The organism is Lactonifactor sp. BIOML-A5 (assembly GCF_009677585.1).
Lineage (GTDB): Bacteria > Bacillota > Clostridia > Lachnospirales > Lachnospiraceae > Lactonifactor.
In genome coordinates this window covers 136,651-152,150 of record NZ_WKYV01000003.1, presented here as the reverse complement: position 1 = coordinate 152,150, position 15,500 = coordinate 136,651, and the positions used below count along the sequence as shown (strand labels likewise).

16 protein-coding genes are annotated in these 15,500 nt (G+C 48.2%); 14 read left to right on the top strand and 2 right to left on the bottom strand.

The annotated features are described in order from the left end of the window. Window positions 1–91 precede the first annotated feature (91 nt). The 14 genes from GKG41_RS03340 (at window position 92) to GKG41_RS03280 (ending at window position 14,300) form a co-directional block, all read left to right on the top strand. Window positions 92–1,099, top strand: a complete 1,008-nt coding sequence (locus GKG41_RS03340) for a LacI family DNA-binding transcriptional regulator (RefSeq protein WP_173015560.1) — start codon at window positions 92–94, stop codon at window positions 1,097–1,099. A gap of 97 nt (window positions 1,100–1,196) precedes the next feature. Then, window positions 1,197–2,189 (top strand): dihydroxyacetone kinase subunit DhaK, encoded by a 993-nt coding sequence (gene dhaK, locus GKG41_RS03335; protein ID WP_154257062.1) that lies wholly within the window; start codon window positions 1,197–1,199, stop codon window positions 2,187–2,189. A 15-nt stretch (window positions 2,190–2,204) separates the two neighbouring features. Beyond that, complete coding sequence (dhaL, locus tag GKG41_RS03330) at window positions 2,205–2,867, top strand: dihydroxyacetone kinase subunit DhaL (protein ID WP_154257061.1); 663 nt, start codon at window positions 2,205–2,207, stop codon at window positions 2,865–2,867. Between the two features lie 111 nt (window positions 2,868–2,978). After that, window positions 2,979–3,104, top strand: coding sequence for a hypothetical protein (locus GKG41_RS23695; RefSeq protein WP_279233607.1), 126 nt, complete (start codon window positions 2,979–2,981; stop codon window positions 3,102–3,104). Window positions 3,105–3,158: 54 nt separating this feature from the next. Further along, window positions 3,159–4,091, top strand: coding sequence for a sugar ABC transporter substrate-binding protein (locus tag GKG41_RS03325; protein ID WP_154257060.1), 933 nt, complete (start codon window positions 3,159–3,161; stop codon window positions 4,089–4,091). Between the two features lie 59 nt (window positions 4,092–4,150). Then, window positions 4,151–5,131 (top strand): ABC transporter permease, encoded by a 981-nt coding sequence (locus tag GKG41_RS03320; RefSeq protein WP_154257059.1) that lies wholly within the window; start codon window positions 4,151–4,153, stop codon window positions 5,129–5,131. Window positions 5,132–5,133: 2 nt separating this feature from the next. Next, window positions 5,134–6,645, top strand: coding sequence for a sugar ABC transporter ATP-binding protein (locus GKG41_RS03315; protein ID WP_154257058.1), 1,512 nt, complete (start codon window positions 5,134–5,136; stop codon window positions 6,643–6,645). Next, window positions 6,638–7,591 (top strand): ABC transporter permease, encoded by a 954-nt coding sequence (locus GKG41_RS03310; protein ID WP_154257057.1) that lies wholly within the window; start codon window positions 6,638–6,640, stop codon window positions 7,589–7,591. Before GKG41_RS03315 ends, GKG41_RS03310 begins: the two co-directional genes overlap by 8 nt. A gap of 11 nt (window positions 7,592–7,602) precedes the next feature. After that, complete coding sequence (locus GKG41_RS03305; RefSeq protein WP_154257056.1) at window positions 7,603–8,661, top strand: lactonase family protein; 1,059 nt, start codon at window positions 7,603–7,605, stop codon at window positions 8,659–8,661. A 14-nt stretch (window positions 8,662–8,675) separates the two neighbouring features. Next, window positions 8,676–9,521, top strand: coding sequence for an SDR family oxidoreductase (locus GKG41_RS03300; protein ID WP_154257055.1), 846 nt, complete (start codon window positions 8,676–8,678; stop codon window positions 9,519–9,521). 10 nt (window positions 9,522–9,531) lie between these two features. Then, complete coding sequence (locus GKG41_RS03295) at window positions 9,532–10,536, top strand: hypothetical protein (protein ID WP_154257054.1); 1,005 nt, start codon at window positions 9,532–9,534, stop codon at window positions 10,534–10,536. Between the two features lie 18 nt (window positions 10,537–10,554). After that, window positions 10,555–11,991 (top strand): aldehyde dehydrogenase family protein, encoded by a 1,437-nt coding sequence (locus GKG41_RS03290; protein ID WP_154257053.1) that lies wholly within the window; start codon window positions 10,555–10,557, stop codon window positions 11,989–11,991. 12 nt (window positions 11,992–12,003) lie between these two features. Further along, the gene (locus GKG41_RS03285; protein WP_154257052.1) at window positions 12,004–12,882 is read left to right on the top strand and encodes a dihydrodipicolinate synthase family protein; all 879 of its coding nucleotides are present in this window, start codon (window positions 12,004–12,006) and stop codon (window positions 12,880–12,882) included. After that, a complete protein-coding gene (locus tag GKG41_RS03280) occupies window positions 12,879–14,300 on the top strand; it encodes a nitroreductase family protein (RefSeq protein WP_154257051.1) in 1,422 nt (473 codons plus the stop codon). The genes GKG41_RS03285 and GKG41_RS03280 overlap by 4 nt, the downstream gene beginning before the upstream one ends. A gap of 81 nt (window positions 14,301–14,381) precedes the next feature. Here the strand turns inward: GKG41_RS03280 and GKG41_RS03275 are convergent, their stop codons facing one another. Both GKG41_RS03275 and GKG41_RS03270 read right to left on the bottom strand, forming a co-directional pair. Beyond that, window positions 14,382–15,086: a DUF5714 domain-containing protein gene (locus GKG41_RS03275; protein ID WP_154257050.1), complete on the bottom strand. Its 705-nt coding sequence runs from the start codon at window positions 15,084–15,086 to the stop codon at window positions 14,382–14,384. Window positions 15,087–15,134: 48 nt separating this feature from the next. Beyond that, window positions 15,135–15,356, bottom strand: coding sequence for a nucleic acid-binding protein (locus tag GKG41_RS03270; protein ID WP_154257049.1), 222 nt, complete (start codon window positions 15,354–15,356; stop codon window positions 15,135–15,137). Between the last annotated feature and the right edge of the window lie 144 nt (window positions 15,357–15,500).

The window sequence follows — 15,500 nt, the reverse complement described above, 5'->3', positions numbered from 1 at the left end:
AGATTGTACAAAAATACTATTGAAAAATGTGAAATGCTGTGATAATGTACATATATAGCAAATGGAAGCGATTCCACAAAGGAGTAGATACGTGCAGAGTAAAATGACAATTGAAGACATAGCTGAAAAAGCCGGTGTGGGCAAGGCAACGGTGTCTAGAGTATTGAACCATACCGGGTATGTCAGTGAAAAAACAAGGAAAAAGATAGAGAGAGTAATAGAAAATTGTGATTACGTGCCCTCCGCAACTGCCAGGAATTTTGCCAGGCAGGACAGCAACATGGTGGGAGTAATTGTTCCTGAGGCACACAATCCATATTTTGCTGCTGCTGTGGAGGGAATTACAGGAGTGTTGGAGGAAAGTGAGCTGCTCTTGATCCTGTGCAATTCCAATAAGAATTTTAAAAAAGAAGAGAGAAAGCTTCATTTACTAAAACAGCAGAAGCTGAAGGGGCTGATTATCACTCCCTCTATCAATGACATGGATCTGAAGGAAATCAAGGAGTACAAGGAGCTGATCCATTCGTTACATATCCCGGTAGTCTTTATGGATTCCGGTCTGGATTTTTATGAATGGGATCTGGTATATTTTGACAACGTTGCGGGAGCTTATAATGCAACAAAAGCTATGATCCAGGAGGGCTGCAGAGATATTGGAATCATAACCGGGGATCTTAACACAAAGACAGCCCGGGATCGATACCAAGGCTATTTGAGGGCATTGGAGGAGAACAGTATTCCCGTGGAACAGAAAAAGGTATATCAGGGAGATTTCACCACGCAGACCGCATACGAGATAGCGAAAAAGATTCTTCAGTCAGGGGATTACCCAAAAACATTTTTTACCACAAACAATCTGACTACCATAGGTTTTATCAAAGCGGTTTACGACTCAAAGCTGGAGCTGGGGAAGGATATCAACTGCATTTCCTTTGACAAGCTTGATACCTTTGAAGAGCTGAAGTACAGCTATATTGAACGGGATCCCATGAAGATGGGTAACCTGGCGGCCACCATGCTGATGGAGCGGGTCAAAGATCCGGAGCTGCCTGCCAGAAAATATTATATGCCGTCCACGATTAAGATTGACATACCCTGATGGACGGACAAAAGTAATTTTATAATCCAGATAATTATCTGGATTATAAAAAGGGAAAACATGGAAGCGCTTCCACAAAAGGAGGAGAAAGAAGCAAATGGTAAAGAAAATCATGAATGAACCACAGAACATTGTAGATGAGATGCTGGAAGGGTTTGTATTTGCCAACCAGGAGATACAGTGGTTCAGGGAGTACCGGGTGGTGTCCCTGAAGGAAAAGAAAAAGGGAAAAGTAGGGGTTATGTCTGTGGGGGGAAGCGGGCATGAGCCGGCCCATGCAGGATACATAGGGAAGGGGATGCTGGACGCTGCGGTGGCAGGGAATCTGTTTGCCTCTCCCTCTCCGGATCAGATGCTGAAAGCAATGGAGGATATTGATACGGGGGCTGGTGTGCTGGTAGTCCTGAAAAATTATTCTGGGGATCTGATGAATTTTTCCATAGCAAAAGAATTGGCAGAAGCCCAGGGAATTTCTGTAGAAAGTGTAGTGGTAAAGGATGATGTTGCCGTACCGGACAGCACATATTCTACAGGCAGAAGGGGAATCGCAGGTACGGTATTTGTACATAAAATTGCCGGGGCACGGGCGGCAGAAGGAGCTAACCTGGAGCAGGTAAAGCTGTCTGCCCAGAAGGCTGCGGACAATGTAAGAAGTATGGGAATGTCTATGAGTGCGTGTATCCTGCCGGGACTGGACAAACCCGGGTTTGCACTGGGAGAGGACGAGATTGAGATAGGAATGGGGATTCACGGAGAACCCGGAATACAGAAGTCAGGAGTAAAAACAGCAGATGAACTGGCAGAGGTTCTTCTGGAGAAAATCATGGAGGACTTGGATTACCGTTCCCGTGAAACAGCACTTATGATTAATGGATTGGGCGGGACGCCTTTGATGGAACTCTATGTACTGGCTGCCAGTATTAAAAAACTGCTGGAGCAGAAGGCGATAAGTACCTGCCGGGTTTTTGTGGGAAATTATATGACATCCCTGGAGATGGCGGGCTGTTCCGTCTCTATGCTGAGGCTGGACGATGAGCTGAAGAGGCTGCTGCAGGCCCCGTGCGCTTCACCGGCGCTGACACTGCAGTAAAGGAAGGAGGAGCACATGTTTCAGATATACAAAGAGGACTACCTCCGGTATCTTACAAAGGCGGCCGGAGTGATACGAGAGAATAAGGAGTATATTACAGAATTGGATTCCGCAACGGGTGACGGGGATCACTGGCTGAATCTTACCATTGGGTTTGAAAAATTGTTAGAAAAGTCAAAAGAGTGGGAGGGCGCAACCTACCAGGAACTTTTCCGGAATATAGCCATGACTATGATGTCCGCTATGGGAGGTTCCTCAGGGGTTCTGTACGGCAGTGCATATCTGAAGACGGCGGGCCTTCTGGCGAATAGGGAAAGTATAGATCAGGAACTTCTGGGGGAAATCCTTCAGGGATGGGCAGAGGCGATCCGTTCCCGTGGGAATGCAGAATTAGGATATAAGACCATGCTGGATGCGGTATATCCTGCAGCCTCTGCTTATGCTAAGGGACTGGAGGAAGGAAAGAGCAGCGGAGAATGTCTGAGACAAATGGCCCGGGCGGCCCGGGAAGGAGCAGAAAGCACGAGAGATATGGAGGCAGTGAAGGGCAGGGCCAGCTACAGAGAGGATAAATCTGTAGGCTTCCTGGATCCGGGAGCAGTTACTATGGCGATGCAGTTAGAATGCCTGGCGGACTTTATACTGAAAGAGGATAAAGCTCCCGCTGCTAAAGACTGAAGGCAGATATAAGATTACCTGGTTAGTATGCCTTATTGTATCATGACACTGATCCGGAGCAGTGCAGATATGGGGCAGAAAATAAATAGTAAAAAAAGAGAGGTTAAACGTATGAAGAGAAATTTGAAAAAAGTAATGGCCGCAGTATTGACAATGGCGCTGGTATCCTGTCCCCTTACCGCTTGCTCATCCTCTGAAGATTCAGGGAAGGACACAGAGGCTAAAAAAGAGGAATAGAAAACCGAGGCAGGCAGTAAGGATTCTGATGCAGAGAAGAAAACAGAAGTTACAGTGGGAATCGCCTGGCCGTCTCTGGGAACTCAGGCATGGTCGGCTATGGCAGATTATCTGAGATGGTATGTGGACGAATACAACGAGAAAAATGATGTGAAGGTAAAACTCATTGAAACTACTGCCGGTGACGATGCGGCTGCCCAGGAGACTCAGATCCGGGATCTGCTGAACCAGGATGTGGACGTGGTGGTATCCGGCGCCATTGACACAACCGCAATATGGTCATCCATCACCGAGACACATGACGCAGGGAAAAAGTTTATTTCTTTCTGCCGCAGACTGACCCCGGGCGGGCCTGAGGCGGACTCAACCGTTGCACCGGACACTTACGACACCGCATATGTATCTGTGGATGCTGCCATTAAGAAAATGATTGAGAGCGGAATTCCCGCGAATGAAATTAAAGTGATTCGGGTACAGGGGGATTTAAAAGATCAGAATGCCATGAGATACGGAGAAGGGTGCGAGGCTGCAGTTAAGGATAATGGGGCCACAATCGCTGCGGATATTGAGAGTAACTGGTCCGTGGAGACGGTAATGAATAAACTGGCGCCTACGCTTCAGTCCAACCCGGATGCTAATCTTATCTTTACCCCAAATGAAGACCTGATGCTTGGAGTGCAGAGTGTTCTGGAAGGCCTTGACAAATGGATAAAATCAGGGGAGGAAGGACATATGTATCTGGCGGCAGCAGGCGGCTGCGAGATTGGGCTGAAAATGATTCAGGATGGATATCTGGATGCTACCGGCTATGAAAACCTGCCTGAGGTATCTACCAATACCATAGACAATGCAGTAAAACTGGCGCTTGGAGAAGAGCCAGGGGATTTCTTTGTGAAATCAGAAGCCATTACACCGGATAATATTCAGCCTCTGCTGGATAAAGACTATTTCTGGGTATATGACTATGTGAAAAAGACTGAAAAATAGAGCAAAAGAATGCCCCCGGTGCAGCCCTGGGCTGCCCGGGAACCTGAAGGAGGTTTTTAATGAGTATACAGAGGTACTGTGCTAAAAAGAAAAATGCCTTTATGAACAGAAAGGATAAAACATTTATTTTAGCCAGCCTGGCAGCTGGGGCAGTTCTTTTGCTGGCTATTGCGTTTGCTAAACCAGGTTTTTATTCGGGGAAAAACATATCCAGTATTTTAATCCAGTGCAGTGCGGTGGCAATTATGGCTGCGGGCCAGATCTATGTAATGGTCAGCGGAGGGATAGACCTTTCCATACCCTCTGTAATGATGCTGTCCGGCTGTATAGGCGCGCTGGTTATGCGTCAGACAAACAATATACTGCTGGGGATCTTGTCTATTATGGCAGTGGCAGTTCTGGCAGGACTGTTCAATGGATTATCAGTAGCAAAGCTGAAAATTAATGCGTTTGTGGCTACTATGATTACTATGCTGATTGCAAACGGACTTTCCCTGAAGGTTACAAAATCCAGCAGTATTCCTGTGCCCCAGGAATTCACCGGCCTGTTCGGAAAGTATTACGGCCCCATACATGCCAATATTGCGGTCATGATTGTCTGTCTGATTGTCCTGCAGTTTGTTTTGACCAAAACAGGGTTCGGCCGCTGTATTTATGCCATAGGTACCAATGAAAAAAGCGCTCAGGCATGCGGGATTAAAACAGACAAGGTTAAGATTCAGGTGTTTTTAATCTCTGGAGTATTGTCTGGAATCGCAGCAATTGTTTTAACTGCCAGGATTGCATCATCTTCTCTGTCACTTGCATCAGATTCTACATCTCTGGATGTTATTGCCGCGGCAATTGTGGGCGGCGCAAGTATAAAAGGCGGGGTGGGAACCGCAGTGGGTGCATTTGCAGGTGCCTTTATTATCAACGGATTGTCAAACCTGTTAGTGCTCTTTGGCATTGACTATTATTCGATTCAGATTATAAAAGGTATGGTATTCATCTTTATTACCTATTTTGATACCATCCGGGCAAAAGCAAGGAGGGCATAGAGATGGAACGCAGAGCGTATTTTGAAGCAGTAAAATTACATAAATATTTTCCCGGGGTACACGCGCTGAACGATGTGACCATTACAGCGGATAAAGGGTCTGTACTGGGCATCATTGGTATCAATGGAGCAGGTAAATCTACATTTATGAATGCTTTGGCCGGGGAACTCGCTATTGACTCCGGTGAATATTATATCGGCGGGAAGAAGATAGAAATCCGGAATCAGAAGGACTCTGAAAAAAGCAGAATTGCACTGATACATCAGGAGGCGGTGGTATTCAAGGATCTTACGGTGGCGGAGAATGTTTTTATCTATAACCTGAAGGACTATACAAAGGCCGGCCATCTGCAGTATAAAAAAATGTATGAGGATGCATCCAGGTATCTTTCTATGATAGGGGCTCAGGTAAACCCAAGAGAACTGGCTAAAAATATAACGGTGGGAGAAAAGCAAATGATAGAAATTGCCAGGGCACTGGTGAGAGATGCGGAGATCGTACTTTTCGATGAACCCACTTCGTCTCTGTCTCTGGAGGAAAAAGAAAACCTGTTCCGAATTATTAATCAGCTGAAGGAACAGCAGAAGATCGTGATGTATATTACCCACTTCCTGGATGAAGTACTGAAAATCTGTGACAGGACGGTTGTGATGCGGGATGGAGAGGTAACGGGAGATTTCCGGATCAAGGAAGTAAGCACCAGGGAGCTGATTACTGGGATTGCCGGTCATGAAGTAGAGACCGTGGTGAATCAGGAGGACGAGAAGGACCGGGAAGAGGTTCTGAAAATTGAGAATCTGAACTGCTATCCGGCAGTTAAGAACATAAATTTCTCTGTAAAAAAGGGCGAGATTCTGGGACTCTGGGGGCTGCTCGGATCCGGAAGAACGGAGATTATACGGAGTATATTTGCTCTGGATAAGCCTGACAGCGGAACAATTTATAAAAGAAACAAAGAAGGTAAAATGATCCGGATCAGCGGGCATAAGCTTCTGGAGGAATGTGCCTATGTGACGGAGGACAGACATTATGACGGGTTATTTATGTCCATGCCTATCTGGAAAAATATCACTATGGCTAATATCGGGAATTTTTCAAATATAAAGATGGATGTAGAGAAAGAACATGAATACTCTTTAAAAATGATTGAGGAAATGCAGATAAAGACACCGGATGAAAACGTACTGGTGGAGACGCTGAGCGGCGGAAACCAGCAGAAGGTGATCATGGCGAGATGCATAGGAAAGAATCCGGATGTGTTTTTTATAGATGAGCCTACCAGGGGGGTGGATGTAAATGCAAAATCTTTTATTCACAGAAAGATCCTGGAACTGGCAAGGCAGGGAGGCTCTGTGGTAATGGTTTCTTCTGAGATTGAAGAAAACCTGAACCTGTGTGACCGGGTACTTATCGTAAGAAATGGAGCAATTACCGCCGAGGTCAGGAAAAAAGACATCAGCAAAGAGAATCTCATGGATCTCTGCCTGGGAATAAAGGAGGGGCAAAATGAATAAAAGCATAAAGTTAAAAAATCTGAAGCTGACAGCCCTTAACCATGCGGTTTATATTTTCGGTGTTATCACAATTATAGTTTTTTCTTCCCTGTCGGAGCATTTTCTGACTTCTACAAACTGGATTACCATACTGAGAAACTCAACGCTTATGCTGTCAATAGGAATCGGACTAACCTTTGCACTGATCGTAGGAGAGTTAGATCTGTCCGTAGGCGCCAACTGCAGGTTCGCCGCGTCAGTAAGCGCCCTGCTTATGGTGAACCACGGGTGGAATCCCTATCTGTGTATGATCTTAATGCCTCTTTTGGGAGGATTCATTGGTTTGATAAATGGTCTTCTTGTAACCAGAGTAAAGCTGAATGCCTGGCTGGTGACCCTCTCTATGAAGCTGGCACTTGTGGGGATTGTAGTGAAGCTGACCAATACTGTCGCCATCAATATGCCGCAGGAGGTTCTGAACTTCAGAAACATAAAGATTTTTGGGCTTTCCAGCTTTATCGTGTTTATATTGGCTGTCATGATCCTAATGCAGATCCTTTTGAGATACAGTACGTTTGGAAGAAAACTGGTTGCTGTGGGTTCCAACTATTCAGCAGCTGAAAAGCTGGGAATCAATGTAAAAAATTACAAGCTGGCAGCCTTTATTATCAGCGGCTTCTTCGCCGGACTGGGCGGCATGCTGATCTCTATAAATCTGGGAAGCATTACTCGTGAACTGGGGGACGGATATGAGTTTACGGCAGTATCCGCTGTGGTTTTGGGAGGCGTTTCCCTGGCCGGGGGTGAGGGGAGCGTATTTCCCAAGGCATTCGCCGGGGTTCTTATCCTGACGGTAATCGAGAATGGACTGACAATGATGGGGGCAGATATCTATCTCTTCCAGATCGCCAAAGCGCTGATCATTTTTGTCATGATGTATATTGACTCTATTAAAAATAAAATGTAGCGGGTGACACGATGGACAGAAGAATATGGATAGGCACCTGTACAGACGAAACGGCCCCCGGGGGTATCTATGTCTGTGGTTTAAACGAAGATACCGGAAGGTTACATATAAGTGGAGTTCAGAGGGAATGCAGCAATCCGGGGTTTCTCGCCCGGAACAGAGATGAAGGACTTCTGTGCGCAGTAAACGAGGGAGCAGGCAGAAACTGGATATCGGTCTACCGGGATTCAAAGGACGGACTTCCCCGGCTGGTGGATGAAAAAGAAATACCGGGGAAGGGCCCCTGCCATATCAGTATGGACAGAGACGGGACACGCATCTATTATGCCAATTACGAGAGCGGTGATATCGGAATGCTGTACCTGAATGGGGAGGGAAGGTTTCTTCCAGATACCTGCAGAATTGTGCATCAGGGAAGAAGCGTGGGGGAACGGCAGAACAGGCCCCATCCCCACGAAGTACATCTTCTATGGGAACCAGAAATGCTGCTGGTTCCGGATCTGGGTACAGATGAGATTGTTCTTTATGACCTCAGTGGGGGAATGCCCCGGAAATTGTGGGAAGTAAAGGTTCACCCGGGAGACGGCCCCAGGCATCTGGCCAGACATCCAGGGGGCCGCTGGCTTTATCTGGTCTGTGAACTAGAGAACATGGTATATGCCTTTCAATGGACAAAGGAAAAAAAGCTGCTGCAAATGCAGAGGATCTCTCTGCTGGGGGACAGCAAAACCGGAGAATATATTGCAGGGGAGATAGCAGTAACCTCTGACGGCCGCTGGCTTTTGACGTCTACAAGGGCGTGGGGCAGCAGGAAACAAGAGGAGGGATACCTGTCCCTGTTTCCCATTACCCCAGAGGGGACCCTGGAAGCGCCCCGGCTTTTCCCCTCAGGGGGATGCCACCCAAGAATGTTCTCCATCACAGAGAATGACAACTATATATTGACAGCAAACCAATATACGGGAAACCTTGTGAGCTTTCGGCTGGATAAAAAACTGGGAGCTGTCAAGATGTGTGACGCAGTGCCCATTCCAGGGGCGGCCTGTGTATTGTGCGGTGAAAAAGAATAAAGGAGAAGTGAGACATGAGGAATAAAAAAGCAGCAATTACCGGCGGGAGCAGGGGAATTGGAAGAGGAATTGTAAGAAGACTGGCCAGAGAGGGGTATGACATTTCTTTTACCTACAGCTCTGAGAGGGGAAAGGCCCAGGCAGAAGCCCTGGTAGAAGAAATTACTGGACAATATCCGGTGAAGTGCTTCTGCCATGGGGCAGCCCTGAATGAGAAGGGGACAGCGGAAGCATTTGTGCGGGAAGCATATGAGGAACTGGGGGGGCTGGATCTTCTGGTCTGCAATGCAGGGCAGTCGCTGGTTCACAGTATCTATGAAATGGATGAACAGACCATTGATTTTCTCATCAATCTGGACTTCCGTTCCTATCTGATGGCTGCCCGGGAGGCGGGAAGAATCATGGGAGAAAACGGAATAAAGGGGAACATAATTTTTATCTCCTCCTGCAGGGGGCTCCGGGCATTTCCCTATGACGAGCTTTACGGAGGACTGAAGGCCGGACTGATCCGCTCTATCCAGACCTTTGCTCTGGATCTTGCACCCTATGGAATCCGGGCAAACTGTGTTTCTCCGGGGCCTATCAGAGTCCGGACCAGCCAGGAGCTGCGGGAAGAAGGCGTCTGTGAACAGGAGATCGAGGATCTGGATAACCTTTGGAAACAGCTGCCCCTAGAGAGGATGGGCACGCCGGAAGACGTGGCAAATGCAGTGGCATTTCTTGCCAGCGATGAAGCTGCCTATATCACAGGAACCAATCTGGTGGTAGACGGGGCGGCATCACTGCCCGGGATTCCGGAAAACAGGCCCAAAGCAGATGAAGAATTTAAAACTTGGTGTAATTTTAAGCGCAGATGGTAGGTGAGAGAGGATGAAGATTGTAAAAGGCAGCAGAGAGAGGGACTCTAAATCTAAGACAATATTTCAGGATGGAAGCCATGCCTATGAGCTGGATAAGGACTACCTTAAGCTTCCTGATTTTTTAAAATATGTGCCGGCCTGTACGGGCTGCTGTGACCGGAACGATTATCTATACCTGGCAACCAGGGACAGAGACCACCCCATCGTTCTGGTGGATCCCGACGGATATTATGTAAGGGATTTCGGAAAAGGGCTGTTTCAGTTCATACATTCTGTATTTGTAACCAGCCGGCAGACTCTTCTGTGTGCGGACTCTAACAGCCATGTGATCCGGGAACTGACCATGGAGGGAGAGCTGATCCGGGATTTGGGAAACTACGGGGTGCCCAGCGACAGCGGATACCAGGGAGATATCTGGTGGAGAATGCACAGCAGCGGGACTGTGATTCCCATGAATCTTCCCTATCAGAAAAACTGGAGTTTTATAGAAAGTATTAAGACAATCACCCATGCGGCGCCGCCCTTTAACCGGCCTACCTGTGCCGCAGAGACATCAAAGGGAGATATCTTTGTGAGCGACGGCTACGCCAACTGTGCACTGCACAAGTTTGCCCCGGACGGAACCCTTCTTCATACCTGGGGAGCCCCAGGGACGGAACCGGGAAAGTTTTTTGTAATGCACAGTTTATGGGCGGATAAAGAGGACAGAATCTGGGTGGCTGACCGGGAGGGGAACAGCGTGCAGGTATTCCGGGAGGACGGAGAATTGCTGGCCTACTGCTCAGAAGGACTGTATCAGCCCTCAGAAATATGGGCGGACAGTGAGTATATCTATGTAGGGGAGAGAGGCGGCATTACCATATTTAATTATGATATAGAAGTTGTGGCACAGCTGGGATATTATATGTCCCCCCTGATGACCCACGGCTTCTGCGGAGATTCCAAAGGAAATCTCTTTGTGATGACCCTGAGTGAGGAACTGCCGTATTCCCTTATGCGGCTAAAGAAAATGTAGGAAGAACGGAGGATTTTTATGCTGGTAAATATAAACGGAAAAGAGATTGGGGAAGGCCTGAAAACAATAGAAATCACAAATCCTGTAAATGGAAACGTGATAGACACAGTGCCGGATGTCCCTGAGGCTTATATCAACGAGGCTGTTGTTGCAGCCAGACAGGGCCTGAAGGAGTGGGGCGGCCTCTCCCAGGCAAGCAGAAATGAGATAATCTATAAATATATTCAGCTCTATGAGGAACAACGGCACGAGATCGCCAGGCTGCTTACCATGGAGACCGGGAAAACCCTGGCAGAGGCGGAGGATGAGATCAATGTATGCACCAGGGTTACCCGGGGATACTGTGAGATGGCTGCACACCTGTACGGAAACTGTCTTCCCGGAGGCAGCACGCTGGGAAACCAGGAAAAAGATATTGTATTTACAAGAAGAGAGCCGCTGGGAGTTATGGCCATTATTCTTCCGTTTAACTATCCTGTAGATCTGTATTCCCATAAGGTGATGTCAGCCCTTGTGGCCGGAAACGCAGTGATTATTAAACCGCCCAGTTACAATCCCCTTGCCGTAATCCGCATGGCCCAGCTTCTGTATGAGGCAGGTGTGCCAAAGTGTGCGGCCCAGGTAGTGACCGGCAAGGGAAGCGTGGTGGGAGACTGCCTGTGCGGAAATCCGGGGCTGGATGCCATCTCTATGACAGGGAGTACAGAAGTAGGAAGGGATATCTATCAGAAAGCCGCGGCGAACCTTACCCGTGTGTTTTTGGAGCTGGGAGGAAATGACGCCTTTATCGTAATGGATGACGCAGACATTGATCTGGCTGTGGAGGAGGCTGTGGGGAGCCGGATGGGAAACTCCGGACAGATATGCTGTGCCAGCAAGCGTTTTCTGATTCACCAGGCAGTGAAACAGGAATTTGTGGAAAAGCTGGTGAAAAAGCTGAAAAAGGTGAAAATCGGAGATCCTCTGGATGCAGAGAATACAGTAGGCTGTTTAATCAGTGAGAGCGCTGCGGTCCAGGTGGAAGAACAGGTTGCCCTGTGTGTAAGCCAGGGGGCAAGATGCATCCTGGGCGGGAAACGCCGGGACAGAGCATTTTTTGAGCCCACGGTGCTGGACGGGGTAACCGGTGATATGGATGTGGCCAGAGATATGGAAATCTTCGGCCCAGTATTTCCCATTATCACAGTAACCTCTGAGGAGGAGGCCATTTGCCTGGCCAACCAGTCCTGCTACGGCCTTTCCGGAGCGGTATTCAGCAGAAACACAGGAAGGGCAGTGTCCATTGCCTCCAGACTGGAAACAGCGGGAAATGTCATAAACGGCGGAAGTGCCTACCGCACCCCGGATTTGGCATTTGGCGGCTACAAGAAAAGCGGGATAGGCAGGGAGGGGATATCCCGAACCCTGGAGGAACTGACCCAGGAAAAGAACTATATTTTAAAAGGAGTACTGTAGGAGGTGACGGGAATGCAGGGAATCTATACGGCAATTGTAACAGCATTTAAGGAAGACGGTTCCGTGGACGAGGCAGGAACCAGGGCGGTCATCCGCCACAGCATAACCCACTGCGGGGCAGATGGAATCTTTGTGGGGGGAACCATGGGAGAAAGGTTTAAGATGACCACCAAAGAGGTGAAAGACCTTTTGGGTATTGCAGCGGATGAGGCATCCGGGGAGACTGACCTGGCTGCGAATATTACAGCGCTGGCAGATGAGGAGATTCTGGAACTTGCGGAGGAAGCCCGCAGGCTGGGGTATACGGCAGCAGCTCTGGTCCCCCCGGTATTTCACGGATATTCTCAGGAGGAGATTGTGAATCATTATCTTTATATAGCGGATCATATCCATCTGCCTCTGCTTGTGTACGTGATTCCCTCCTTTTCAAAGGTGGACTTTACGGAAGAGATGCTTGTAAGACTTCTGAAACATCCCAATATTATAGGATTGAAATATACCCACAACGATTATTATCTGTTGGACCGAGTGAGAGTGAGATGTCCTGAGGCCACTATTTTTACGGGGTTTGACGATGTACTTCTGCATGCGCTTATTATGGGGACAGACGGCGCAATCGGCGGAACCTTTAATCTGACAGGAGCTTTTGCAAAGAAGCTTTATGAAGCGGTAAAGGCAGGAGACTATGGACTTGCCCTGAACTATCAGAGAAAGATCAATGATGTAGAGGACATGCTCAATGAGACAGGACTGTTTCCAACAATAAAAGCCACCCTTACCTGCATGGGGGTGCCGTGCGGACAGCTGAAACGTCCAAGCGGGGCTGTCACAGAAGCCCAGAAAGAACAGGGGAAGCGGATTTGTGAATATCTGAAGAGGAACGGGGGATGAGAGACGGGGCAGAATATACGGTCAGCAATGACTATCTCTCCCTGACGGTTGCATCCCGGGGGGCAGAGGTGGTTTCGCTGCAAAGCCCGGAAGACGGTACAGAATTCATCTGGCAGGGGGATCCCCGATACTGGGAGGACCACTCCCCTCTGCTCTTCCCCGCAGTCGGGGACTGGAAGGACAACCGTTATATTTATAAAGGCAGAGAATATGAGATGCCCCTTCACGGGTTTGCAAGAAACCTGATCTTTGATGTCCGGCAGAATGAAAACCAGATAATCTGCACCCTTACTTCAGGGGAAGAAACGAAGAACTATTATCCTTTTGATTTTCAGCTGACGATTGTCTATACCCTGGACAAAAATGTGCTGCTGACCGAGCAGTATGTCCATAATCGTTCAGACGGTCCCATGCCTTATTCCATCGGAGAACACATAGGCTTTCGGGTGCCTCTGCTGCCTGGGGAAAGATATGAAGATTATTATATAGAATTTGATAAACCGGAGACTGCTCCCCGCTATCCGCTCACAGACGGAAGGGAGATAGGCCCCCCGGTTCCATGTCTGAAAGAAACACGGCGGATAGATCTGGCCAGGGATATGTTTGAAGGGGGAGCATGGAATTTTGAAGGGCTGGCCTCTGAGAGGGCCGTTTTGGGGAATACAAGAAACAGCTGCAGAATTATTCTGGACTTTCCAGGTTTCAGCCATTTTTCTCTGTGGTCCAGACCGGAAGCCCCCTATCTGTGTATGGAGCCGTGCAACGGAATGGCTGCGGGAACTGATGAGGGCTTTGATCCCTTTCAAAAGAGGGGAATCCGGATCCTTGAAGCGGGGCAGAGGGATAGTATCTCTTACAGCGTGACGGTTCAGACTGCCTCAACGGACAGAAAGCTCGCAGAAGCGTACCAACAGTCTGTCATAGAGAAAAGGATCTCGGTCAGGAAATTTAGAAACAGAGTGGTGACAAGGGAAAAGATTCTGCGGATTCTCAGATATGCCATGACATCGCCCACTGCAGCAAATAACAGAGAATGGGAGTTTTTTGTGGTAACGGATCCCCGGGAGCGGGAGAAGATTTCTAAGATGAGTCCCTATGCCGGGCCTGCCAGAGAGGCAGGCGTACTTATTATTCCCTGTATGAACTGTGAGAAAGTAAGACTGGATAAGCAGGGCAACAGCTGGTGGGTGGAAGATCTGGCAGCCTGCTCACAGACAGTGCTGCTGGGGGCAAAGGAAGAGGGGCTGGACGGTGTCTGGCTGGGATTTTATCCGGATGAGGAAAGAGTGGGGGCACTGGCCGAATACCTGCAGTGCGGCAGCCGGTATGTACCCTTTTCTGTACTGGCGCTGGGATACGCAGAGGGAGAGAGGAAGAGAAAAGACAGATTCGATCCTGACAGCATTCACTTTATGTAACAGGTATATAGTTTTAAGTAGGAAGACTTCCGTTATTTTAAACGGAAGCTTCCTTACTTTACGTACACTATTTATGTATTTCTATGCATTCTGCGGGTTGAAAGGGCATCTTGTGCCGATACACTGGTTGTTTTTAGCGGTGTAGCCGCAGATGATTTTTTCAGGCTTTTCCATCCCGACATTAAATTTTTCCCGGATAAAGTCTATGGCTTCCAGTACAGCAATGGCTGAATTACGCTTACAGCAGCGAGGCCCTCCGATTTTCGCTTCGTGAGCCAGAACACGAGACGTCATCTCATTGCACCATCCCCAGGATTCTTCGGACAAAGGACTAGCCCCGGTGATAATGGAGATAGTAATTCCGGTGCTGACTGCGGCGCCGCAGCTCCCCCACAGTCCACAGATACTTCCGGGTACCTGGCGGCCGCGATTTTGCATCTCTAACAGTGCCTTTTGCAGATCTATCTCGCCGCCGGCATTCTTATAGGCGGTTAACAGGCTGCTGCCCACCAAAATGTGGTGTTCCGGTCCATGCATATGACAGGAGGGGAGCGCCATCAGCTTAAGCAGGATATCATAAGGATTTTTTGAAGATTCACTCAGACATAATCCCAAAAAGCTGTCGATCCCTTTCATGTGACATTCACTGCACACATAATGTCCGCCTGCACAGCGGCAGTTGCTGGTTTCCACTTTATGGCACAGAGCACATTCCATCTGTTCTGCCTCCTCCAGGTAAACCAACCGTTCTTTACAGATTAAACATTCTTCGTTATTTTTCTGCATCGTATGCTTCCTCCTTTTATACGCAATAACTTTTCGGAATCTTATTCCTTAAGACTCCGAAATCGGCGTCTTTCCAAGCTTCCCTTCTACATCAGCCATGTAGATAGAAACCTCCCCGCACTCCGGGCAAATCGCCACCTGTGGTTTTCCGATCCGGTTGGGGAATAACTTTCTGTCGTCTGTTGCCATCACAATACCATATCCGGCGCCTTCTACTTTTATGGAGCAATGCTCAACCATCACCGTACCACATCTGATACATTTCCTCATAGCCATGTCACCTCCCTTCCCTGGAAGAATAGTCACATAGACTTCTCGCTTATTCTAAATATTGTGCTGAGCCTTATCCGCCGCAGACAGATAAGTACTGTTAACGACAGTGTAGAATAGTGCTCTTTACTTGTCAATCATTTT